At 37.1% G+C, this 24,882-nt stretch carries 19 protein-coding genes; 18 read left to right on the forward strand and 1 reads right to left on the reverse strand.

Translation table 11 applies throughout. The features are described from left to right. The 9 genes from AT685_RS01955 to AT685_RS01995 all read left to right on the forward strand — a co-directional run. Positions 1–660: TRM11 family SAM-dependent methyltransferase (locus AT685_RS01955; RefSeq protein WP_143713073.1), on the forward strand; the 660-nt coding region annotated here is incomplete at its 5' end. Then, on the forward strand, positions 650–1,330 hold the full coding sequence (locus tag AT685_RS01960) for a BsaWI family type II restriction enzyme (RefSeq protein ID WP_072151326.1): 681 nt from the start codon (positions 650–652) through the stop codon (positions 1,328–1,330). The genes AT685_RS01955 and AT685_RS01960, both read left to right, overlap by 11 nt. Positions 1,331–1,409: 79 nt before the next feature. Further along, the gene (locus AT685_RS01965) at positions 1,410–3,311 is read left to right on the forward strand and encodes a family 10 glycosylhydrolase (protein ID WP_081040534.1); all 1,902 of its coding nucleotides are present in this window, start codon (positions 1,410–1,412) and stop codon (positions 3,309–3,311) included. A 16-nt stretch (positions 3,312–3,327) separates the two neighbouring features. Beyond that, positions 3,328–3,846, forward strand: coding sequence for a class IV adenylate cyclase (locus AT685_RS01970; RefSeq protein WP_072151328.1), 519 nt, complete (start codon positions 3,328–3,330; stop codon positions 3,844–3,846). A gap of 1 nt (position 3,847) precedes the next feature. Next, complete coding sequence (locus AT685_RS01975) at positions 3,848–4,921, forward strand: alkaline phosphatase (RefSeq protein ID WP_072151340.1); 1,074 nt, start codon at positions 3,848–3,850, stop codon at positions 4,919–4,921. A gap of 65 nt (positions 4,922–4,986) precedes the next feature. Next, entirely contained in the window at positions 4,987–5,535 is a 549-nt protein-coding gene (locus AT685_RS01980) for a hypothetical protein (protein WP_072151329.1), read from the forward strand. A gap of 22 nt (positions 5,536–5,557) precedes the next feature. Then, positions 5,558–6,652 (forward strand): redox-regulated ATPase YchF, encoded by a 1,095-nt coding sequence (ychF, locus tag AT685_RS01985; protein ID WP_072151330.1) that lies wholly within the window; start codon positions 5,558–5,560, stop codon positions 6,650–6,652. Positions 6,653–6,734: 82 nt separating this feature from the next. Next, positions 6,735–9,935: a VPS10 domain-containing protein gene (locus AT685_RS01990; protein ID WP_072151331.1), complete on the forward strand. Its 3,201-nt coding sequence runs from the start codon at positions 6,735–6,737 to the stop codon at positions 9,933–9,935. An 11-nt stretch (positions 9,936–9,946) separates the two neighbouring features. After that, positions 9,947–12,010, forward strand: a complete 2,064-nt coding sequence (locus tag AT685_RS01995; RefSeq protein WP_143713074.1) for a TonB-dependent receptor — start codon at positions 9,947–9,949, stop codon at positions 12,008–12,010. On the opposite strand, the gene AT685_RS02000 is transcribed toward AT685_RS01995, so the two are convergent. Further along, positions 11,987–12,907 carry a cation diffusion facilitator family transporter gene (locus tag AT685_RS02000; protein ID WP_072151333.1) on the reverse strand — a complete coding sequence of 307 codons (921 nt, stop codon included), beginning with the start codon at positions 12,905–12,907 and terminating at the stop codon, positions 11,987–11,989. The genes AT685_RS01995 and AT685_RS02000 overlap by 24 nt on opposite strands. Before the next feature lie 147 nt (positions 12,908–13,054). Between AT685_RS02000 and AT685_RS02005 the strand changes: the two genes are divergently transcribed. From AT685_RS02005 to AT685_RS02045, 9 genes are all read left to right on the forward strand, one after another. Beyond that, the gene (locus tag AT685_RS02005) at positions 13,055–14,017 is read left to right on the forward strand and encodes a tyrosine-type recombinase/integrase (RefSeq protein ID WP_072151334.1); all 963 of its coding nucleotides are present in this window, start codon (positions 13,055–13,057) and stop codon (positions 14,015–14,017) included. A gap of 34 nt (positions 14,018–14,051) precedes the next feature. Further along, positions 14,052–16,538 carry a leucine--tRNA ligase gene (gene leuS / locus AT685_RS02010; protein WP_072151335.1) on the forward strand — a complete coding sequence of 829 codons (2,487 nt, stop codon included), beginning with the start codon at positions 14,052–14,054 and terminating at the stop codon, positions 16,536–16,538. After that, positions 16,528–17,544: a TolB-like translocation protein gene (locus AT685_RS02015; RefSeq protein WP_072151336.1), complete on the forward strand. Its 1,017-nt coding sequence runs from the start codon at positions 16,528–16,530 to the stop codon at positions 17,542–17,544. Before leuS ends, AT685_RS02015 begins: the two co-directional genes overlap by 11 nt. A gap of 2 nt (positions 17,545–17,546) precedes the next feature. Further along, complete coding sequence (locus AT685_RS02020) at positions 17,547–18,329, forward strand: glycosyltransferase family 2 protein (protein WP_072151341.1); 783 nt, start codon at positions 17,547–17,549, stop codon at positions 18,327–18,329. Next, positions 18,292–20,172: an ABC transporter ATP-binding protein gene (locus tag AT685_RS02025; RefSeq protein ID WP_072151337.1), complete on the forward strand. Its 1,881-nt coding sequence runs from the start codon at positions 18,292–18,294 to the stop codon at positions 20,170–20,172. Before AT685_RS02020 ends, AT685_RS02025 begins: the two co-directional genes overlap by 38 nt. 74 nt (positions 20,173–20,246) lie before the next feature. Then, complete coding sequence (locus tag AT685_RS02030; RefSeq protein ID WP_159420454.1) at positions 20,247–21,428, forward strand: O-antigen ligase family protein; 1,182 nt, start codon at positions 20,247–20,249, stop codon at positions 21,426–21,428. Then, positions 21,425–22,585, forward strand: a complete 1,161-nt coding sequence (locus AT685_RS02035; RefSeq protein WP_072151339.1) for a glycosyltransferase family 4 protein — start codon at positions 21,425–21,427, stop codon at positions 22,583–22,585. The genes AT685_RS02030 and AT685_RS02035 overlap by 4 nt, the downstream gene beginning before the upstream one ends. Continuing rightward, a complete protein-coding gene (locus tag AT685_RS02040) occupies positions 22,563–23,708 on the forward strand; it encodes a nicotinate phosphoribosyltransferase (protein WP_072150881.1) in 1,146 nt (381 codons plus the stop codon). Before AT685_RS02035 ends, AT685_RS02040 begins: the two co-directional genes overlap by 23 nt. 2 nt (positions 23,709–23,710) lie before the next feature. Next, positions 23,711–24,882: tetratricopeptide repeat protein (locus AT685_RS02045; protein ID WP_143713075.1), on the forward strand; the 1,172-nt coding region annotated here is incomplete at its 3' end.

Raw genomic sequence — 24,882 nt, forward strand, 5'->3', positions numbered from 1 at the left:
CCAAAGGGCGATAATAAATATCCAGGCGTAACCCCGGCATTTATAATCTATAATTTAATTCACAGATACACTGAACCTGGGGATTTAGTTTGTGACCCTATGGCTGGTTCAGGAACTACGATTGATGTTTGCAAGGAAGAAAAGCGAAAGGTTATCGCCTTTGATATTGTTCCAACCAGGTCTGATATCATTCAAGCAGATGCAAGAAATCTTCCTTTGAAAGATAATTCGGTTGATATGATTTTCATTGATTCACCATATGGAGACAATATAAAATATAATGACCATCCTCTAAATATCGGGCATATACCCGCAAGTGAAGATAAGTTTTACGATGAGCTTGAGAAGGTGATGGTTGAGTGCCATAGAGTTTTAAAGGATGAGAAAATTTTAGCGTGGCTTATTGGAGACCAATGGGCAAAGGGAATTTTTATTCCTGTTGGTTTTAAGGTTTACGAGAGGTTGACGAAATACTTTGAGCCGGTTGATGTCATTTGCGTTGTAAGGCGGAATCAGTCCTCAAATACACCATTTTGGCACAGTCAGGCAATCAAACATAACTTTTACTTAAGGGGATTTAAATATCTTATCATCGTGAGAAAAACTCAGGCGAGGAAGGATAAGAAAGTCAAGATAAAGTGGGGGTATTATGAAAGATAAGAAGCAATTTACTGATAAGTTGAAAAAACAAATTTTGGAAGAGATCAAAAAGCGTGGGTTAAATGATTTATCTTTAATCCTTAATGATGCTCGCCGTAAGTATTTATCCAAAATTAAAAAGTATAAAATAAAGGATGCTGAACAATCATGGAAACCATTTAAGGGGAATTTTTTGGAAGATGTGATATTAGGTTATATAATTGAGGAGATTAAAAAGGCAGGATTAGAAGTAGAGAAGGGAAGACCACTTGAAAAAGCAAGAGATGATAAATTGGGGGAGTGCTTATCATTAGTAAAGCGAAAATTAGCTATTGACTACGGAGAATTTGGTTTACATTTACCTGACGCTGACTTAATAATATATGACCCCAAAGAGTGTAAACCCATTGCGGTAATATCTTCAAAAGCAACTTTACGTGAGAGAATTGCTCAAACTGCTTACTGGAGTATAAAACTGAAGCAAGGCAATGTGACAAGAAATATAAAAGTTTTATTTATAACTCTTGATGAAGATAAAGATTTAAAATTGAAAGAACCTGCGAAGAAAGGCAGAGCGATAGCTGAAATAGACATAGATTGCACTTATGTAATAACTGATGATAAGATTGAAGAGAGTGATAAAGTTAAAAAAATAGATAAATTCTTTGATGACTTGAAAAAGTTTGTTTAGTTTTTACCCTTCCTCTTGCAAAGATTGGGATGTTGGGATTAAATTTAAACGGTTTTAAAAATAAAATTTTCAAATTTTGATGAAGCACATTTATACCATTTTATCGTTGTTAATTTCATTTTCACTTCTTGCTCAGCCGAAGTTTGAATTTCGGGGTTTATGGGTTGCAACGAGTAGACTTGATTTTCCCCTTTCAACAAGAGCAAGTGAGCAAAAACAAGAACTTGATAGAATTGTTGATGTTGCCAGAGCAGGGAAATTTAACGCGATTGTCTTTCAAGTGCTTTCAAGAGGACAAGCATATTATGAGTCAAACATAGTCCCCTGGGCTTCATATCTTACATCACCTTTGATGGTTGATCAAGATGGAACGCTTTATCCAAATCTCGGCACACCTCCAGGAACAAAAGAAGATCCTCCACAATTTTACGATCCATTGAAATATCTCATTCAAAAAGCAAAGCAATATGGAATTGAAGTTCACGCTTGGCTAAATGTCTATAACCTTTTAACCTTACCTGATACGAGTTACCGACTTGCCGTTTCACAGCCAAGGCATATCGCAATTGATGAAAACAATCGGTGGAACACAAAACTTTTTGCAAAAAATTCTTCAGGCGAGTGGTTGATCACATCTAATAATCATAAACTGATCTGGCTTGATCCCGCAAATCCATTTGTTAGAAATTATCTTGTAAGCGTAGTTGTTGAGCTCGTTAAAAACTACGATATAGATGCCATTCATTTTGATTACATTCGTTTCCCAGGGGCATATACTTATGGTGATTCTTTTAATTATTATTTTTCCGACAGGAGCGATGTTGTGAATGGAAATCCATATGGTTTATCAAGAGATGATTTCGCCAGGCTTTCAATTGAAAGATTTGTAAGGGCAGTTTATGATACTGTTAAAAAATTAAAACCATGGGTAAAGGTTGGATCTACAACTCCAGGTATTTATCAAGGTTGGCGTCTTCCGATAAATCAAGCATTTTTTGACATTTATCGTGATGGGAGAAGTGACCCGAGAAAATGGGCTCAGCTTGGAATTATTGACTATCACGCACCACAAGTTTACTGGGATATCGCTTCAGAATACGATTTCAGAGTTATAGCACAAGATTGGAACGCAAATATGTATGATAGACATGTTTATATCGGAATTTATGGGGATAATCCTTATAGTGAAATTTCAGCGGAGATAAACTTTACAAGAAGCATAATGACAAAGGGGAACATAATTTTCAGATATGAAAATGTCAGATATGAAAATGCGAGAAGTTATCTTGATTCATTGAGCTCGGATCGGTATAAAACATTCTCAATTCCCCCTCCAATGCCCTGGAAAGATAACATACCACCTAATCCACCGGTGGGACTGCTGATAAGAAAAATCACCTCTGATATTTGGCAACTTGTGTGGTTTAATCCAGAACCAGCAAGCGATGGGGAGAAACCAGTCTATTATGTCATCTATAGAAGTGAAGGTGATTTAACTGTTGATATCAATAATCCAGCAAATATAGTCGCTATTGTTCCATCTGCTTTATCTGTCAACATTTACAATGATAAAATACCTGATACCTCAAAAATTTATACCTATGTTGTGACATCCCTTGATAGGTTAAAAAACGAAAGTCAGCCATCAAATTCAGTTATAACGAAAGTTTTTGCTGAATGGGTAGCGACAGAGTATGAGATATTCCCAGGATACCCAAATCCATTTAATTTGGTTGTTAATTTCAAATATACTGTTCCTGAATTATCTTTTGTTGATATAAGGATTTTTGATCTCATGGGTAGAGAAGTTAAAAAGATTATTTCTAAATTGCATCAGATTGGCACATATCAAATTTATTGGGATGGAAAAGATGAAAGTGGTCGTGAGGTGTCAAGCGGTGTTTATTTGTGTAGGATGGAGGCATTTAAAGATGGAAGGGTTGTTTTCTCAAAAGTTCAGAAAGTTTCGTTATTAAAATAAAGAATTTTCCTTGGGTATGTCAAGAAATTTAGAAATCAAAGCAAAGATAAATGACCTCGCTTTATTTGAAAAAATTGCTATGGAAATAGGGGCAAGTTTTGAAGGCGAGTTCTTTCAAGTTGATACTTATTTCAATGTTAAAAATGGAAGGTTGAAGTTAAGGGAGTTTGACTCTGGGATTTCAGAGCTTATTTTTTATAACAGGGCTGAAGATGGCTTTGAAAGATGGAGTGATTACGAGATCGTTAGATTGAGTGAATCGGAGAGTTTAAAAAATTTGCTTGTAAAAGCTTTAGGGGTTAAAGTTATTGTTGAGAAAAGAAGGAAGGTTTACATTTTTAAAAATGCGAGAATTCACATTGATAATATCCCTGGGCTTGGAAATTTTATTGAGTTTGAAGTAATTTATAACGATGATGAGAAACAAGTTAAGAATTTGATGCAATTTTTAATGAATAAGTTTGAGTTGAAACAGGGAGATTTTATAAAGGTTTCCTATTGTGATCTTTTACTTCAAAAACAAAATGAGAAGTGAAATGAAAAAAATTAAACTTTTGTTCTTCATTCTATTAATTTTTGCGTTGAATTTATATGCCCAGCAGTTGATAAAACCTAAAAATATAATTTTGATGATCGGAGATGGAATGGGATTAGCGCAGATAAGTGCAGGTAAAACTTATAAAGGTTTGTTAAACCTTGAGAGAATGAAAATTGTTGGGCTTTTAACGACATATTCATGCGACAGATATGTTACTGATTCCGGGGCTTCGGCTACGGCGATGAGCACTGGTTATAAAACAAAAAATGTTGCAATCGGGGTTGACTGCAACGGTGAGAGAAGGAAGACAGTGCTTGAATATGCGAATGAAATTGGTAAGTCAACGGGGGTTGTGGTTGTTTGTGCTATAACACATGCAACTCCAGCTGCTTTTGTTGCTCATGTTCCTAATAGAAATATGCAAATTGAAATCGCTGAGCAAATCGCAAAGGAAGCAAATACTGACATTTATCTTGGAGCGGGATGGGGGTGGTTTCTGCCAAAATCAGAAGGCGGAAGGAGAACGGATGGGCAAAATTTAATTGACACGCTGAAAAAACGGGGGTATGTTTATATTTCAAAGCCGGAAGAATTTTATAATCTTGATATGAGTAAAGTTAATAAATTGATCGGTTTGTTTGCTGAAAATCATCCTCCTTATGCACCTGATAGAAAGCCAACACTTGCGGAGATGACGAAAAAAGCAATTGAATTTTTATCAAAGGATAAAGACGGTTTTTTCCTTATGGTTGAAGGTTCGCAAATTGATTGGGCTGGTCATGATAATAACAGCGAGCAGATATTAAGGGAAGTAGCTGATTTTGACGATGCGGTTGGAGTTGCGCTTGACTTCGCTCAAAGGGACGGAAATACGCTCGTTGTGGTCACAGCAGACCATGAAACGGGAGGTTATGCTCTTGTTGATGGTTCGGTAAATGATAAGAAAGTTGAGGGAAAATTTGTAACGAAAGACCACACTGGGGTAATGGTGCCAGTTTTTGCCTTTGGACCAGGGGCTGAAGCTTTTGCTGGATTTGGTGATAATACATTGATAGGTAAAAAAATTTTTTGAATATCTCAAAAAGTGATTAAATTCTCACCGAAATTAAAATTTATATTCCGAGGTGTGAAAGATTTATGGCAAGAAGAACGAAAAAATCCTCTGAGGAAAAGAGCAAGAGAAAAAGCCCTGAGCGTAAGACGAGGAAGTTCAAGGAGTTAAACGAAAAATCAATTGAAATTTTGCCTGTGATTGAATATGCTATTTATGAGGTTGATAAAATTTTTGAGAATCAAGGGGATAGGTTAACGGATGATTATCTTGTTTCTTCTCTTAAGGAGTTAACACATTTAATAAAATCTAAATCATTTGAAACTCTGTTTCAGGAGATGCGGGATGAGTTGGTTGAGGATTCTGATATAATTCATTGGAATATCATCTCAAGGGTAGGTGAGCATATTGAGGAAAATGAGCTTAATTACTCTGATAAGGATATTGTTAATGCCATTGAAGAGTTGGTTGATACGATAAAGATTCAGATGTCAAAGCATGACCCGAGGGCGTATCTTTCATTTCTTTCAGAGATAATGCGTGGTGTGAAGATAGAGGGGTCTAAGAGATCAGATATTGACATACCCAGGGAGATTGATGATGAAGATTATTTTGATGATGAGGAGAACTATTGAAAATTTCAGATAAAGAACTTTTATGGGATTTAAATGCGGTATAGTTGGCTTGCCAAATGTTGGCAAGTCAACGCTTTTCAATGCTCTCACATCTTCAAATGTTCCAGCTGAAAATTACCCTTTTTGTACGATTGATCCCAATGTTGGTATTGTTCCTGTTCCAGATGAAAGGCTTAATCAGCTTGAGAAGGTTTTTAAACCCAAGCGTGGTATTACGCCTGCGGTGATTGAGTTCGTTGATATTGCTGGTCTTGTTAGGGGTGCAAGCAAGGGCGAGGGGCTTGGGAATCAATTTCTTGCACATATCCGTGAAGTTGATGCCATAATTCATATTGTTAGATGTTTTGAGGATGAAAATGTAGCACATGTCAATGGGGATATTAATCCAGCGCGCGATATTGAAGTGGTTGAAATGGAGTTAATTTTGAAAGATATTGAAACGGTTCAAAAGAGGATTGAAAAAATCAAAAATGTTGCAAGGAGCGGGGATAAGAGAGCACAGCACTATCTTTCTGTTTATGAAAATTTGCTTTCACATTTAAACGAAGGGAAATTTGCGAGCTCATTCCATTATCACGCAGAGGATAAGATGTTAATTGATGAACTTCATCTTTTGACAAACAAAAAATTTATTTATGTTGCAAATGTTGATGAAGCAGGGATAAATGGGAACAAGTATGTTGATGAAGTTAGAAAAATTGCCGAGCGTGAAGGAGTGCCAGTGGTTGTTATATGTGCAAAACTTGAGGCTGAGCTTGCTCAATTATCCGAGGAGGAAAGGGGGGAGTTTTTAAAGGAACTTGGAGTTGATGAACCTGGATTGAATAAGGTGATAAAGGCGGGTTATGAGATACTTGATCTTATAACTTTCTTTACGGGCAATGAGAATGAAGTGAGGGCTTGGGCGGTAAAAAGGGGGACAACAGCTTATGAAGCAGCGGGAAAAATTCATTCTGATTTTCAAAAAGGGTTTATAAAAGCTGAGATCATGCGGTGGGACGAGCTCGTTAAGTATGGATCAGAGCATGCTCTTCGTGAACATGGACTTATTAAATTTGAAGGAAGGGAATATGTAATTCAAGATGGCGATGTGATTTTGTTTAGATTTGGAATTTGAATCTTAGGGGGAACATTTTGCTTTTTCGTTTTCGTCAAAATTATTTGAAGATTCCATTCCAAACAAAGTTGAGGCATTAGAAATGAAATTTACAAGATTACTTCTTACCGCCCTGGTAGTTTTTGCTTTTATTTCAGAGGTTTTCCCCCAGAGGAGAGTTGCGCCAGTTGCAAAGCCAACGATATTTAAATATGACACGAGTTTATATCGGGCGATGCAATGGCGCGAGATAGGTCCATTTAGAGGTGGGCGTTCTATTGCGGTGGCGGGTCATCCAGAGCAACCTTTAACTTACTATTTCGGTGCTACTGGTGGAGGGGTGTGGAAAACGGTAGATGGTGGGATCACATGGATTAATGTTTCTGATGGATTCTTTAAATCAAGCTCCGTTGGAGCAATTGCGGTTGCTGAATCAGATCCAAATGTAATTTATGTGGGAATGGGTGAGTCTTGTTTGAGAAACAACATAATAATCGGAGATGGCGTTTATAAGTCGGAAGATGCTGGGAAAACTTGGAAACATATCGGGCTTGCGGAGACAAAAGTCATATCAAAAATTCGTGTTCATCCCAAAGATGCGGACGTAGTCTTTGTAGCTGCTCTTGGAAATCCCTTTGCTTCATCACCAGATCGTGGGGTTTATAAATCAACAGATGGTGGGAAAACATGGAGAAAAGTTCTCTACAAAGATGAAAAGACGGGCGCGGTTGATCTCGTAATTGATCCAACAAATCCGCGCGTAGTATATGCATCAATGTGGGAAGTTTATAGAAACTTCTGGTCGCTTTCAAGTGGTGGACCCGGGAGCGGGCTTTGGAAATCAACTGATGGTGGTGAAACTTGGTTTGAGATTTCAAATAATCCGGGATTTCCAAGAGGCATAAAGGGGAAAATTGGCATTGCGGTATCGCCAGCAAAACCTGGGCTTGTTTGGGCACTCGTTGAAGCTGAAAATGGTGGGCTATTTAAATCGGAAGATGGTGGGGCAACTTGGAGAAAGGTGAACGACGATAAACGTTTGTGGGAAAGACCTTTCTATTATATGCATGTTTTTGCAGACCCTAAAAATCCAGATGTTGTTTATGTTTTGAATGTTCAATTCTTAAAATCAATTGATGGCGGAAGAACATTTAACATCATCCGAACACCTCATGTAGATCATCATGACCTTTGGATAAATCCAAAGAATCCAGATATAATGATTCACGCAAGCGATGGCGGTGCATCAGTTACATTTAACGGTGGTTTAACATGGACTGAGCAGGATTATCCGACAGCACAATTTTACCATGTCACAGTTGATAGCCAGTTCCCGTATTTTATTTACGGTGCCCAGCAGGATAACACTACTGTTGGAATTGCGAGCCGAACAACAGGATTTGGAATTGACAGAACAGATTGGTTCCCTGTTGGAGGTGGCGAAAGCGGATATATCGCGGTCAGACCTGATGACCCAAACATAGTTTATACGGGAAGTTATGGCGGTCTTTTAACAAGATTTGATAAAAGAACAAGAGAAATTAAAAATATCAGCGTTTGGCCAGAATCACCAATTGGAAGTGGCGCAAAAGATATCAAATATCGCTTCCAATGGACTTTCCCGATTGTTATTTCTCCACATGATCCAAATGTTTTATATGTCACAGGTAATCATGTCTTCAGAAGCAAAGATGAGGGGATGACTTGGGAAATTATAAGCCCGGATTTAACGAGAAATGATACTTCAAAGATTGGTCCCTCAGGTGGACCTATTACGAAGGATAACACAACAGCTGAATATTATTGCACAATTTATGCTTTTGCAGAGTCCCCGGTCAAAAAAGGAGTTTTATGGGCTGGTTCGGATGATGGACTTATTCATGTTTCAACGGATGATGGGAGGACATGGCAAAATGTCACGCCAAAAGAGTTGCCAGAATGGAGCTTGATAAGCATAATAGAACCATCCCCGTTTGACGCTGGGACTGCTTATGTTGCAGCAACAAGATATAAACTTGGTGATTTTAAACCATATATTTTTAAGACGACGGATTATGGAAAAACATGGAAAAAAATTGTGAATGGGATTCCCGACAGTCATTTCACCAGGGTTGTCAGAGCTGATCCAAATAGAAGAGGTTTGCTTTATGCAGGGACGGAGTTTGGAATTTACGTTTCATTTGATGATGGTGAAAACTGGCAAACTTTGCAACTTAATTTACCTATAACCCCGATTTACGATATCGCTGTTCATCCAAGGGAAAAAGATTTGGTTGTTGCAACTCATGGTCGTTCATTCTGGATTTTAGATGATTTAACACCCCTTTATCAGCTTACCGATGAGATTGCAAAATCAGATATTTATCTTTTCAAGCCAAGAGATGCTTACAGGATTCGTGGTGGCGGTGGGTTTAGAGTTCCAGGTTCAACGATTGGTCAAAATCCTCCCAATGGTGTGATTGTTTATTATTATTTCAAAGAAAAACCAAAAGATGAAGTTAAACTTGAATTTTATGATGAAAAAGGTAATTTGATAAAATCATTTTCAAGTAAGCCAGAAAGAGCCGAGGGGGAACAACCTGTTGACGAATTTGCTATGTTTTTTGGTGGACCAAGAGTGGAACGGATCCCAGCTGAGGCTGGAATGAACCGATTCGTTTGGGATATGCGTTATCCAGATGCAGAGAATTTGAAAGATATTCGTTTCTGGAGCTGGGGTGGAACAACAAGGGGTCCTGTTGCTGTGCCTGGAAAATATCAAGTTAAACTTGTTGTTGGTGGAAAGACATTAACACAGTGGTTTGAAATTAAAAAAGATCCAAGAATTAAAACAACCGATGAAGAGTTCAAAGAGCAGTTTGAACTTCTTATAAAAATTAGGGACAAATTGAGCGAGGCGAATAAGACGGTGAACATGATCAGAGATATTGTAAAACAGCTTGATGCTTTTGCTGAAAAAGCAAAAGGAACGAAGAATGAGGAAAAGGTCGGGAAAATTGTTAAACAGTTGAAAGAAAAATTAACAGCGATTGAAGGGGAGATAACGCAAAACAAAGCGAAAAGCTCTCAAGATCTGTTAAATCATCCCGTGAAATTAAACGGAAAACTTGCTTCATTAGCAAATGCTGTTGCAAGCGCTGATTCAAAACCACCTAAACAGATGTACGATGTCTTTGATGATTTATCAAGACGGCTTGATATTCAACTGAACAAATTTAAAGAGGTTGTGGAAAAAGATATACCTGAATTTAATCGTACTGTGAAGGAACTTGAAATACCAGCTGTTATAATTGAAAAGAAATAAAGGGAAGGGAGTTGGTTATCCTTTTGATTTCGTTTATCGTATCGTTTTGCTTTTCCTCTGTCCAACAGGATACGACAAAGATATACCATCTTGGTGAAGTTGAGGTTGTAGCTTATCGTGCAGGTGGAGAAATTTTAAATTTGCCTATGGCTGTTACGATAATTGATTTTAAAGACATTGGTTTAAAGAGGAAATTGTCGTTGTCAGATGTTTTAAATGTCCCTGGTGTATTTGTTCAAAGCAGAGCCGGAGCCCAAGATGTTAGATTAACCGTTCGGGGCTTCGGCTCCCGTGGTTATGGCGATAAGTCAAACGCTGGAACAGTACGGGGCATCAAAATTTTAATTGATAACTTCCCAGAAACAGAACCTGATGGAAGAACATCTCTTGACTTTGTTGATATCTTTTCAATTGAAAGGATTGAAATTATACGCACAAACTCTTCAACCCTTTTTGGAAATGCCTCCGGAGGGATAATTAACTTTGAAACATTTAAACCCGTAAAGCCATTTTTTGAGTTGAGTTCAGTTTTTGGAAGCTTCGGGCTTTTTCAAGTTAATTTAAAATTTGGAAGTAATTTTGAAAATGGGGAAATAACCTTTTACGGAACTTCATCCGATTTTGACGGTTGGAGAGAAAATAGCACCTCAAGGAAAAGACAGGTTTATTCTGTTTTGAGATTAAATGCGGGAAAACCAGTGGATCTAAAACTCATAACTGGTTTCACATCAAATCTATTTTATATCCCCGGACCGCTAACATTTGACGAGTTTATATCTAATCCATCAAAATCTAATTCGGTTTATTTACAACGCAGAGAGCGCAGATATAATCGCATTGGGAAAATTGGAATTGATCTGACAAGTTCTTTCGGGCAGAGCCATACTTTTAATGCGAAGTTATATTTTGTTCCAAAAGTTCTGCAGCGTTCGGAGAGAAATACATTTCGCGATTTCAATCGGTATTTTCTGGGCGCAGGTTTAACCTATGTCTATTCTAATGAAAATGTTCCCTTTAAACCCAAAATTTTTATCGGTTATGATGACTCATATCAAGATGGCACGATTTTGTTTTATAGCTTGAAAAATGGCGAAAGAGGGGATTCTCTCAGGACCAATAAAAGGGAAAGTGCACGCTCTGGTGGTTTTTTTACACGGTTTGAATTTCAAGCATTAAATAAAATTTTCCTAAGTTTTGGTGGACGGTATGATTTTCAAAAATATGTCAGCGAAATTTATCCTGCTGGGGTAAAGAGAGAAACTCAATACGATGCCCTTGATTTTAATCATTTTACCCCATCACTTTCAGTTTTATTCAAAATAAGTGAAAGCAATTCTGTTTATTTGACTTTAAGCGGTGGACTTGAAAACCCTGCCTTTAATGAGGTTGATCCACCACCTGAATTAAAAAATGTTTATTTAAATCCATTCCTCAAACCGATGAGTTCTCAAACAGTTGAATCTGGTTTCAAAGGAGTTTTAAGTTTTAATGATTTTTTCATTTCGGGACTTTTATATTCCTTTTCAATTTTTCAGATCAAAGTTAAAAATGAGATAGTGCCATATGCTAATGGTAGTTGGTTTTTCTCAGCTGGTGAATCAAAGAGAAATGGTTTTGAGTTCGGAAGTAAAATTGATTTTAAGAAATGGGTTGATTTGAATTTTGCTTTTACTTATATCAGTGCAAAATACCTCAAATATGAAAACGACTTTGGAGACCATTCTGGGAAATTTGTTCCAGGGATACCCAAACTGTGGGGGAATTTAGGTTTAAAACTTGAAATTTACCCGTTTATCTTCAACACCGAGGTTTTATATGTTGGCAGATATTTTGCGGATGATCAGAACGAGATTGAAGTAAAAGATTATTTGCTCATCAATAGTTCTGCGGGCGTTGGATTTAGCCTTTGGAGATTTCAAATTTCATTTATCGCTGGGATAAATAATTTAACAAATAAAAGTTATATTGCTTCTGTTTTTGTAAATCCAGAGCGAAAATTTCCCTATGCATATATTGAGCCAGGACTTCCACGAAATTGGTTTAGCGGTGTTTCAATTAGATTTAATTTTGAGTGAGTCTGTTTGTTGTTTTTTTATGTTTGAAATTATGAATTCGGCATCAAATGTGGCTGGCTCTATCTGAATTGTGGTATGCTCAATATTTGAGTTTTCTTTGATGGTGTTTTCAATTTCATTTAACAGGATATTTAATTTCTTCCTGTCAATTTCGCCCTTAACTCTAACATGGGCGGTTAATATATTTTTCCCGCTTGCAAGTGTCCATATATGTAGGTCATGCACAGCCATGATTTCGGGTATTTTCAAAAGTTCAACTGCGATTTTATCAATATCAACATCAGCTGGGACTCCTTCCATCAAGATATTAATTGAATCTTTCAATAACCCTATTGAGTTATAAACAATTATGATGCTTATAAGAAAACTTGCAATTATATCAGCATAAAACCATTTAGTGGCGACAATCACTATTCCAGCGCCTATGGCTCCGATTGAGCCAAGTGTATCTCCAAGGATATGAAGGTAAGCAGAACGCATATTTAAACTTTTCTTCCGTTCAGAAAATAATATAATACCCGCTATAATGTTAGCAATTAATCCAGCGATTGCGATAAGAAGCATTCCAAGTCCTTTAACCACAGGTGGATTTTTCAATCTTTCAAACGCCTCAATGAGGATATAGCCAGAGATTAGAATAAGCAATATACCGTTGATAAAGGCAGCTATTATTTCGGCTCTGTAAAAACCGTAGGTTTTGTTTTTTGTGCGTTTATTTTCGGCAATTTTGAATCCGAGCAGGCTTATAATAACTCCAAAAATGTCCGTGAGCATATGCCCTGCATCAGATATAAGGGCGAGACTATTTGTGAGAAATCCAGCTGTTAATTCAAGGACGAAAAAAGTGCTCAAAATTATCAGGACAATTTTTAATTTCTGTTTGAACTTTGTAGGCATTTCCAATTCATTTTTAAGATTTTTCGGGCTTTTTAAATACTTCCAGTTTTTGTTTTTCGTGGTAGAAATTTAAGATGAAGTTTTTCAACTTGCAAATCTTTGACCCAATTTGTAAATTTTAAAAAAATAATTTGTTTCCGTTCAGAAATGATAAGGGATGAGTTTAAACCTGTTGTGATGACTATTGAAGAATTGACGCAACACTTTGAAAATTTTGCAAACGAACTTTCAAATAAGCGTGAGGACACAAAAGGAACTTATACAAGGGCTTTGCGTGAGTTTTTGAAATGGTTTGCGGTTGATAAAAAATTTCGTTTTCTTGTTGAAGATGTGCAAAGATACAGGGATTATCTAACATATATAAAAAAACTTTCCCCTGTTTCGGTATCAACCTATCTTACGGCATTGCGGCGCTTCTGCGAATACCTGAAAACAATCGGCGTTATAGAGAAAAATCCAGCAAAAAGAATCCCTGGGAATAAAAGACCTACATCACATAGCAGGGAATTTTTAACATGGGAAGAGATAGATCAGCTTCTTTCAAGTGTTGAGAGAAAAGATGAGGCAGGTTATAGAGATTATGCTATGATAAAGATGATGCTCGGATGTGCAATGAGTGAGCTTGAGCTTTCAAATGCTGATGTCGGCGATTTAAAGGTTGTGAATGACCAGTATATAATTTATGTTCAAGGAAAAGGGAAAGATGTAAAGGATGAAATTGTCCCAGTTCCTGAAGATGTTGTTAAGGCACTTCATGATTATTTCACATTCCGGAGCAAGCGTCAGCCTGTGGAGCCAGATCAGCCGATGTTTGTGAGCCTTGGTCCAAAGAATATGGGCGAGAGATTGACGAATAAGGGGATAAGAATAATTATAAATGAACACTTAAAAAAGTCGGGTGTTAAAAAGGGAAGAAATAGGAAATTGACTCCTTACTCGCTCAAACATACAGCAGCTATGATAATGGTTGAAAATGGTGCAACTCCTGAGGAGTTAAAGAAAAGATTGCGACTTGGTAGCATTGAGACTGCGATGATTTATTTCAAGCAAAAAGGAAAACTTGGAAAACCGCCACAGAAACAGGATTCACTTCAACTGTCTTTGCTCTGAAATTAAAAATAAAATTTTGAGGCAAGCTGAAAAAATGCAAATTCGCTATCCTTTTCAGGAAGTTGAGGAAAAATGGAAAAAATACTGGGAGGAAAAGAAAATTTACAAGATTGATTTAAGAAACCCACGGAAAAAACTTTACTGTCTTGTTATGTTTCTTTATCCATCTGCCGATAAACTTCACATCGGGCACTGGTATAATTATGGTCCGACGGATACATGGGCGAGGTTGAAGAAAATGCAAGGGTATGATGTTTTTGAACCAATTGGGTATGATGCTTTCGGTTTGCCAGCTGAGAATTATGCCATTAAAACAGGTGTTCATCCCCATGATAGCACACAACAAAATATAAATGTCATTCGCCAGCAATTGAAGCAAATCGGGGCAATGTATGATTGGGATTATGAAATAGATACATCAAAACCAGAATATTACAAATGGACACAGTGGGTTTTTCTTCAACTTTATAAAATGGGACTCGCCTATAAAGCCCCAGGTCCAGTGAACTGGTGTCCAAGTTGTAATACCGTGCTTGCCAATGAGCAAGTTATTGATGGTGCGTGTGAAAGATGTGGAACTCCAGTCGTAAGAAAGTTTTTAACACAGTGGTTCTTTAAAATTACTCAATATGCAGAGGAACTTTTACAGGATCTTGATAAACTTGATTGGCCTGAGAAGACTAAAATTATGCAGAGGAATTGGATTGGGAAAAGCATTGGCGCTGAAATTGATTTCATCGTTTCTGACACGGGTGATAAATTTACAGTTTTCACGACCAGACCTGATACAATCTTTGGTGCAACTTATGTTGTCCTTGCACCAGAGCATCCGCTTGTTGAAAAAATTGTAAAACCTGAATACAGAGAACAGGTCCAAGCGTATCTTGATTTCGTCGCTCATGAGACAGAGATAGAAAGAACATCAACCGAGAAAGAAAAAACGGGTGTATTCACAGGTTCATATGCAATTAATCCGGCAACGAAGGAAAAAATACCAATATGGGTTGCTGATTATGTTTTGATTCATTATGGGACAGGTGCGGTTATGGGAGTCCCAGCACATGATGAGAGAGATTTTGAGTTTGCGAAAAAATTTAATCTTCCAATTAAAAAAGTTATCCTTCAACCTGGGACAAATCCTGAGGATGAGCTTGAAAGGGCTTATGTTGAGCCTGGGATTATGATAAATTCTGGAAAATATAATGGAATGAGTTCTGAGGAAGCTTGGGAGAAAATTGTTGAAGATTTAAGCAAAGAAGGAATCGCAAGGAAATCTGTTAAGTATCGCCTTCGTGATTGGCTGATATCAAGGCAAAGATACTGGGGTGCGCCTATCCCAATAGTTTATTGTGAAAAGTGTGGCGAAGTCCCAGTTCCAGAGGAGCAACTCCCTGTTTTACTTCCTTATAATGTAGATTTTAAACCAACGGGTGAATCACCACTTGCAAGATGTGAGGAATTTATAAATACAACATGCCCGAAGTGTGGGGCTTCAGCAAAAAGAGACCCAGATACAATGGATACATTTGTTGATTCATCCTGGTATTATCTCCGGTATCTTTCCCCGCATCTTGATACTGCTCCATTTGATAAAGAACTCGTTAAAATTTGGTGTCCCGTAGACAAGTATGTCGGTGGAGCGGAGCACGCAACAATGCATCTTCTTTATGCAAGGTTTATAACTAAAGCGCTTAGAGATGCAGGTTATCTTGAATTTGATGAACCGTTCTTGAGTTTATATCACCAGGGAACGATTACGAACAAAGGAGCGAAAATGTCAAAGAGCAGGGGAAATGTTGTAAACCCGGATGATTTTGTAAGTAAATACGGCTCTGATGTTTTTAGGCTTTATCTTATGTTTATGGGAAGGTATGATGAAGGAGGGGATTGGAGCGATGAGGGTATAAATGGAATGTGGAGATTTGTTAACAGGGTTTACAATTTTGTCCTTGAAAATAAGGAATTGCTAAGAAACATTAAGCCAAAAGAAAGTTATGAAATTGATCTTCTTGGTGATTATGCCAAGGCAATTTATAGAAAGACGCATAAGACAATAAGGAAAGTCACAACCGATATTGACACATTTAATTTTAACACTGCAATTGCAGCACTTATGGAGCTTTTCAACCTGCTTTCTGAGTTTGATAGAAATCTTTATGACGAGCTAACGAAAGAAGTTTTTGTTCACTGTGTAAAGAGATTTATCATAATGCTTGCTCCCCTTGCCCCGCACCTTGCAGAAGAATTGTGGGAAATTTCTGGAGAAAATGAAAGTTTGTTTGTCGGAAGTAAATGGATTGAGGCTGATGAAACCGCATTAAAAGAAGAAGAGGTCACAATTGTTGCACAAGTCAATGGTAAAGTAAGAGCAAGGATTAAAGTTCCAATTGATCTTGATGATGAGACGCTTAAAAACATTGTCCTGAATGACGCAAGCGTTCAGAAGTATTTGAGCGGGAAGAAGATATCAAAGATTGTGGTTGTAAAAAATAAACTTGTGAGCATTGCCTGTGAAGATTAAAACTTTCATTTTGCTTGTTCTTTTAACTTTTACATTTGGATGTGAAAGGAAAGTTAAAAAAGTCCCAGTGACGCATGCTTTATCTTCTCTTCCGTATGTTTACTTCATCTCGCAGAGGGATTCGCTCCCGACGATTTATGGAATTAATTTAAGTGACTATAAAATTGAGAAAGTTTTACCAGATACATTTTCTGGCGTCTGGGAGATAAAGTTTTCCCCCGCTGGAAACATTGCGCTTTTTAAAACTGCTGATTTTGAAGGGACTGTGGGAGCTGGGTTTTTTAGCGTGAAAAATCCAAAAATTTATCTTTTTGATATAACGACGGGAGAAGTAGCATTGCTCAAAACATTTGAAGATTCATGGAGTGTTAAGATAAGATGGCTTAACAGAGATACCGTTGAAGTTTACAGAATAAGTGGCGGTTATCAAACAGGTGAAAATTTTAAACTTGAAATTTATGGATTTGACCCCGATGGAAATTTGCTTTACACTAAAGAGAAAGAATATGATTGGAGAAAGGGAGAATTTCCAGAGGAAATTCTTGATTTGAAGTTGAGCACGCCCGATGGAAAAAGAAAAGTTGAAATAAAGGAAGATTCGGCTTTGGGTGTTAAGAAGATTTATGTTTCAAGTGATTTTAATAATTTTGAGATCTTTGAGACGAGATGGAAAATAGAACAGCTGGAGTGGAGCCCGGATGGAATGTATCTTGTTTTTAGAGTTGTGAACATAACTCCCGAGGCGGTTGAAAAAAGAAATGTTAAAACTGGCGAACTTTATTTTTTTGATGTTGAAAAAAGAAATCTTTACAGGATAAGCTCGGGCAGTGGATTTTTTAACTTTAGATTTATAAATGACACGCAGATAATTTTTGATAAAGGCTTTGAAAATGAATCAGAAATTTACCTGTATGATCTTTTCAAGATGGAGATGAAACAATTAACTAATGATGATAATCCCGATGGCGTTTCGGGGATACCTAAAATTTTAGGCTTCAGCGCTTGAAAATGAAAGGTGGAAGGGAAAAATTGTCGGTTGTGGTGATTACTGGGAACGAAGAAAAAAACATCGCAGAGTGTCTTGAAAGCGTTGCATGGGCTGATGAGATAATCGTCGTAGATTCTGAAAGCAAGGACAAAACCGTTGAAATTGCGAAAAAATATACGGATAAAATTTTCATAAAAAAATGGGAAGGATACGCAAATCAAAAACAATTTGCAATTGAACAGGCAACGGGTGATTGGGTTTTAAGTTTAGATGCTGATGAGAGAGTTTCAACGGAGCTAAAATCTGAGATTGAAAATATACTTAAGGGTGAAACTGAATACGATGGTTTCTATGTCCCGAGAAAGAATTTTTTTCTTGATAAATGGATAAAATCCTGTGGATGGTATCCTAATTACCAGCTTCGCTTGTTTAGAAATGGGAAGGGGAGAATTACACCGAGAAAAGTTCACGAGAAATTAGTCGTTGATGGGAAAGTGGGTTATTTGAAGGGGCATTTGATACATCTGACGCACATAGACTTGTTTGATACTTTTGAAAAGATAAATCATTATTCAAGTTTAAGCGCCGAAGAAAAGTCGGGAAGAAAAGTCAGATGGTATCATATACTTTTTGTTCCAGTTTTTGCTTTTTTGAGCCACTTCATCTTAAAGCGTGGATTCTCGGATGGAATTTATGGGCTAATGGTTTCCCTAAACCATGCTATGACGAAATTGCAAACATATATGAAGATATGGGAAATTCAAAATGTTAAGTCAAAAGGAAAAGAAAAAATCAGATGGTAGTTTTAAGATTTTCCTAAAGGTGTTAATCTATGCCCGACCTTATTGGAAACATCTTATTTTATCTGTTTTATTCACGATTTTATTTTCAATTTTCAGCGGTGTTTCAATTTATCTTGCCATTCCTCTCCTTGAGACTCTTTTTTCGCAAGATTATATGTCAGCACTTGGGAAATTTGGAGCTTCTTCGGGGACTGGATTTTTGAGCGATGTGAAGAGAGAATTTTTTGAATTTCTATTCAAGTATGTTTTTTCTGGGACACATTCGGAGGCGCTGATAAAGATTTGCCTTGTCATAGTTATTGCTTTTTTCCTTAAAAATGTGTTTGGGTATCTCCAGGCATATTTCATGGCTTATGTTGAACAAGGACTTATAAAGGACATAAGGAATGCTGTTTACAGACATCTTCATACGCTTTCGCTTGATTATTTTACCTCGGAAAGGACGGGGAATTTGATTTCAAGGATAACCAATGATGTTGCGGTGATAAATATGGGAATTTCAGCCACATTTTTGAACCTTGTCAGAGAACCACTTTTGATAATTGTTTTCCTTGGGATAGCAATTTCTTTGAGTTGGCAGTTGACGCTTATGTCTCTTCTCGTTTTACCATTTGCTCTTTACTTTATAAGTAAGCTTGGTTTGAGGATACATAAGGAAAGTTGGACGACACAAGAAAGAATGGCTGACATAACATCTGTCTTACAGGAGACGATAACAGGTGTGAAAGTTGTGAAGGCATTTGGGATGGAGGAGTTTGAGAATAAAAAATTTCAAAGGGAGACATGGAAATATTTTAAATCCTTGCTTAAAATCACGAGAGTAAGAAATCTTGCACCTCCAATAACTGAATTTTTAAGTGTGATCGCTGGTGTTGTTGTAATTTGGTATGGTGGGATGCAAGTTCTTGAACTTGGGACGATGAGAGCAAGCGAATTTTTAACTTTTCTGATTGCAATTTTTCAAATTATGAGACCTGTTAAGGAACTTACAAGTGTAAACAGCAGAATTCAAGAATCAACCGCAGCAGCGAGGCGTGTCTTTGAAATACTTGAGGTTGAACCAGAGATAAAAGAGGTTGAAAATGCCAATGAACTTAAAGAATTTAAAAATGAGATCGTCTTTGATGATGTTTGGTTCTCTTACAATGTACAAGGTAACGGGGATTTTGTGCTTAAAAATATAAATCTTATAGTCAGAAAGGGAGAAATACTCGCAATTGTTGGACCAAGTGGTGCTGGAAAATCCACACTCGTTGATCTAATCCCAAGGTTTTATGATCCAACAAGAGGGAGAATTTTAATTGATGGAATTGATTTAAAATTGCTGAAGATAAAGTCACTGCGTGATAAAATCGGGATCGTTACACAAGAGACGATATTATTCAATGATACTGTTAAGAACAATATAGCCTATGGACTTGAAAATTGCCCGATGGATAAGATAATTGAAGCAGCCATCGCAGCAAATGCCCATGACTTTATAATGCAACTCCCAGATGGATATGATACTTTAATAGGCGAAAGGGGAATGAAACTTTCTGGAGGGCAAAGGCAGAGGATTTCCATAGCGAGGGCTTTGCTGAAAAATCCACCGATCTTAATCCTTGATGAGGCAACAAGCAATCTTGATGCCGAATCTGAAATTCTTGTTCAGGAAGCGATTGAAAGGTTGATGAAGAATAGAACCGTTTTCGTGATAGCGCACCGACTTTCAACGATAAGAAATGCCGATAGAATAATTGTGCTTGAGAATGGAAGAATTGTTCAAGAAGGAAAGCATGAAGAATTAATAAGACAGGACGGTCTTTACAGGAAACTCTATGAGATGCAGTTTAATTTTTAAAGTTTGTTTCACCGCTTTAGATGATTCGCCATTCATCGCAACTTTATTTAACTAAAATAAAAAGTGAACAAAGATTGGATCTTAAAAAATTTGTTTCCTCAAAAAATTACGATTTAATCATTTACTCCTTCCTTGTCCTTCAAGTTGCGAGTGTGTTTTTTTCAATTGCTGTTTCGTCAATTGCGTTTGCAATCGCTGGATTATTTTTTGTTTTGAAAATTATCTTAAATCGCGAAAGGATAAAAAATCTGAAGACATCGCTTGATTTGTTTTTGCTTGCATTTGTTGCGGTTGAAATTTTAAGTGCGATTTTTTCCGAGTATAGAGCCGAGGCATTCTATCACTCAAGGCGTGTGCTTTTGATTATGGTTTTTTATATGGCGATACTTGTGTTAAAAGATGTTAAGAAAATTTACAACGCAATACTTGGGCTCGGGATTGTATCTGCGCTTGTTTCAATAATTGAGCTTGTGGTTTATTATCTTCGGGTTGACATCGTTTGGCTTGGTGTTTTTCAAATCTCAATGACCGCAGGGGAATTAAAAATGATAACTTTGCTTCTTCTTTTCCCACTATATCTTGACAGGGAGATAAATTTTGGGAAAAGAGCAATGATACTTTTGCTTATGGCTCCAACTTATTTAACATTTCTTTTGACATTTGTGAGAAGTGCATGGTTTGGTTTTGCAGTTGGATTACTTGTGATCGTTCTTTTAAGATACAGATATTTTTTCTCAGGTTGGGTTTTCCTTGTTGTGATTTTTTATCTCTTTTTTCCGTTAAAGTATAAATACACTCATCTATCCGATGTTGCAAAATCCGAAACGACGGTTGCAAGATATATGATGTGGAAAACGGGTGTTAAGATGTTTTCTCATAAACCTTTGCTTGGTTATGGGGATATTGATCTTTACAAAATTTACATAAGATTTCGCCCGAATCCAGCTCCTGATGAAAGGCATGGGCATCTTCACAATAACTTTATAATGTGGCTTGTTTTATTCGGCATAGTTGGTTTCGTTATTTTAATCGGACTTTTCATAAAGATGTTAATTGATATGTTTATCTTTTACAAAAATTTTGCCTCAATACCATTGTTAAGGGATTTCATCCTCGCTGGGATTGGGACTTTCTTTGCATTTCATATAAGCGGGATGTTTGAGTGGAGCTTTGGTGATGCCGAAATTATGACAATCTTCTGGTTTGTTGTCGGACTTGTCTATTCTGTAAATAAAATTTTCAGTGAGACAAGATGAGATTTGATCTCCTCTATGTTATATCAACGATAAGCTGGGGTGGACTTGAGATGAATGTGTTAAAGCTTATAAGAAAGATGTTGGAGAAAGGATATAGCTTAACTGTTGCGTGCAATCCCAAGGGTAGATTTTATCATGAGATTAACAAAACTCTGAGCGAAAGCTGGAAGCAAATTGATATAATCGGGTTGGGCGATGGATTTTTTGAGAACTTAAAGATTTTTTTAAATGTGTTGAGGAAGAAAAACTTTGATATCATCCATATTTTCCGCTCGTCTGATGTTAAGTTAATTTCACTTGCGCTATCTTTGTTTAGGGGTGAGGCGAAGATGGTTTTTGATCCTCAAATAGGCATCGGCGTGAAGAAAAAAGATCTATTTCATAGATTTATTTACAAAAGGATCAAAACCGTGATAGCACCTTCAGAAGATGTAGCAAGTGGGATTTTGAAAAATTTACCTATCGGGAAAGATAAATTGAAAATTATTCACCCTGGAATTGATGTTGAAAAATTTAGTTTCAAGGAAGATGTTCGGGAAAGGGTTAGAAAAGAATTTGGTTTTAATGATGATGAAATTGTGATAGGGGTTGTGAGTCGCTTTAGCCCGGGGAAAGGGCACGAGGAATTGTTTAAGGCGTTTAAAATTTTAGCAGGTGAATTTGAAAATGTTAGATTGTTGATTATAGGCGAACCAACCGTTGGCGAGCTTGACTACTTTAAAAAATTACGCAAACTTCAGGATGAACTCGGGATTGGTGATAAGACGATATGGGCTGGTTTCAGAAGAGATGTTTATGATGTTTTGTGCGGTATAGATATTTTCGTTGCTCCATCTCACGCAGAAGCGTTTGGGCTTTCACTTGTTGAAGCGATGTCAACCCAATTACCCGTTGTCGCAACGAGAAACGCAGGATTTCTTGATATAATCTCAGATGGTGAAAATGGTTTGTTCTTTGAGAAAGGAGATTATAATGATCTCGCAGAGAAGATAAAACTTCTGATGGAAAATAAAGAATTGGCAAAACGGCTTGGAAAGAAGGCAAGGGAAACAGTATGTGAAAAGTTTAGCTTTGAAAGATATATTGGCGAAATTGAAAGTTTATATTTTGAGCTAAAACAAACGGAGGTGAAGAATGTTCAACATAGCAAATCCTGAAGATATAAAAGCGGGCAAAGTTACGGATATATATTTTGAAAGGGCGATAAATGTCCTTAGGGCGAAGGGAATAAATAAATATGTCAAGGTTGAATTTGTTGTTAAAAAATTTCCTGGAAATTATCAATGGGGAGTTTTTGCCGGGCTGGATGAGGTTCTCACACTTCTTGAGGGATTGCCTGTAACAGTTAAAGCAATGCCGGAGGGGACTGTTTTCAGAGCTAATGAGCCAGTGATGACAATTGAAGGGATGTATCTTGATTTCGCAGTTTATGAAACGGCAATTCTTGGTTTGATCTGCCAAGCATCTGGGATAGCGACAAAATCCGCAAGGTGTAAGCTTGCAGCTGGGGATAAAATTGTGGTTCATTTTGGTGCGAGGCGAATGCACCCAGCTATAACGCCGATGATTGATAGAAGCTCGTATATTGGTGGCTGTGATGGAGTTGCAACACCAATAGGGGCGGAGCTTCTTGGAATCCAAGCAAGCGGGACAATGCCACATGCGTTAATTTTACTTTTTGGGGATACGCTTGAAGCTGTAAAAGCCTTTGATGAGATAATTGACCCCAAAGTTCCAAGAATTGCATTGATTGATACATTTGCAGATGAAAAATTTGAGGCGGTTCGCATCGCTGAAGCTCTTGGAAACAAACTTTACGGAGTGAGACTTGACACCCCAAGTTCAAGGCGTGGGAATTTTCTTGCGATCTTAAAAGAGGTGAGATGGGAGCTTGATATTCGTGGTTTTGAAAATGTTAAAATTTTTGTGAGTGGTGGAATTGATGAAGAAATTATAAAACAACTAAATGAAGTTGTTGATGCTTATGGGGTCGGGACAACTATAAGTAGCGCTCCCGTGCTTGACTTCGCAATGGATATAGTTGAAATTGAAGGTAGACCAATTGCAAAGCGTGGAAAGTTATCCGGGGAGAAGCAGGTTTATGTGAATGAGAAAACCGGTGAGAGAATTGTTTTACCAGCAAATAAAAAATTTAACGATGAAGAATTTAAACCACTTCTTGAGAAAGTGATTGAGAACGGGAAGATTCTAAAACCGCCCAAGAAACCTTCGGAGATAAGGGAATATGTTTTAAGGCAAATTAAAAACTTAACACTTTAAAAATGAAGAAAATACTCTTGGTTTTAATCGTAATACTACAAACCTTAACTTTTCCACAGGATCAGAAAGCTCAAAGGATAGGGCAGGCGGAATTTTTCATCGCAAATGGAGAAATTGAGAAAGCTATAAAAATTTATAATGAACTTTTTAACAGTGAACCAAACGATTTTAAAATCGCAAAGCGACTTGCTGAGCTTTACCTGTGGACTGAGAATGTCCCCGGTGCCATCAATGTTTATGAAACACTTTTAAAAAATGGCGTCTCTGATCATGAAACTTTGACCAAACTTGCCCAGTGGTATCTGTGGGATGGAAGACAAGCCGATGCTATATCTATTTATGAAAGACTTGTTCAAATGTATCCAGATAGCATTAGTTTCTATAAAACACTTGCGAAACTTTATATTTGGAACAACAGAGCAACCGATGCAGTTACGATCTATGAAAAAATTATTGAGCGTGACCCATACGACTATGAAACGATGGCTCAGCTTGCTCAGCAATATGTCTGGCACGAGCAACAATTGAAAGCGATACCACTCTATAGAAAACTTGTTAACATATTTCCAGATAGTTCAAATTATCACTGGTTGCTCTGTCAGCTTTTGGTGTGGAATAATAAAAATGATGAAGCAAGAACGGAGATTAAAAGATTTTTGAGGAAATTTTCAAATCATAAAGAAGCGCTTGAGCTTGCCATACATCTGCACTATTATTCTGGTGAATGGGATGAAGCCAAAAATTATGCTGAAAGATTGCTTGAAGTTGAGCCAGAAAATCAAATCGCAAGAAAAATAATCGCAGAAATAAAAGAAAATTATTCAAGTTATGTCATCGGGGAAATGAAATGGTTTAGGGACACAAATAAGCTCAGGAAGATAACATATCCTTTTGAATCTAAAATTTTTATTAACAGATTTTGGGAGATAAGTTTAAATCTGGAAAAGGTTGAAATTTTTGATGGCAGAATTGAAGAGATAAGCAATGGTTATGGTGGCATATTCCAAACCAGATATAATTTGAAACGTGGGAATTATTTTGAGATCGGCGTTGGAATGTTTAGATACCCGCAGGGAAGTTTTCCAGTGTGGAAATTCACACTCAATTTAAATCTCTTTGATAGAATTTATCCGCAGTTTTCATATAGAAGAGGCGAAAACAGAGAGGGAGTTAG

The sequence above is a fragment of the Candidatus Kryptobacter tengchongensis genome (assembly GCF_001458555.1).
Classification (GTDB): domain Bacteria; phylum Bacteroidota; class Ignavibacteria; order Kryptoniales; family Kryptoniaceae; genus Kryptonium; species Kryptonium tengchongense.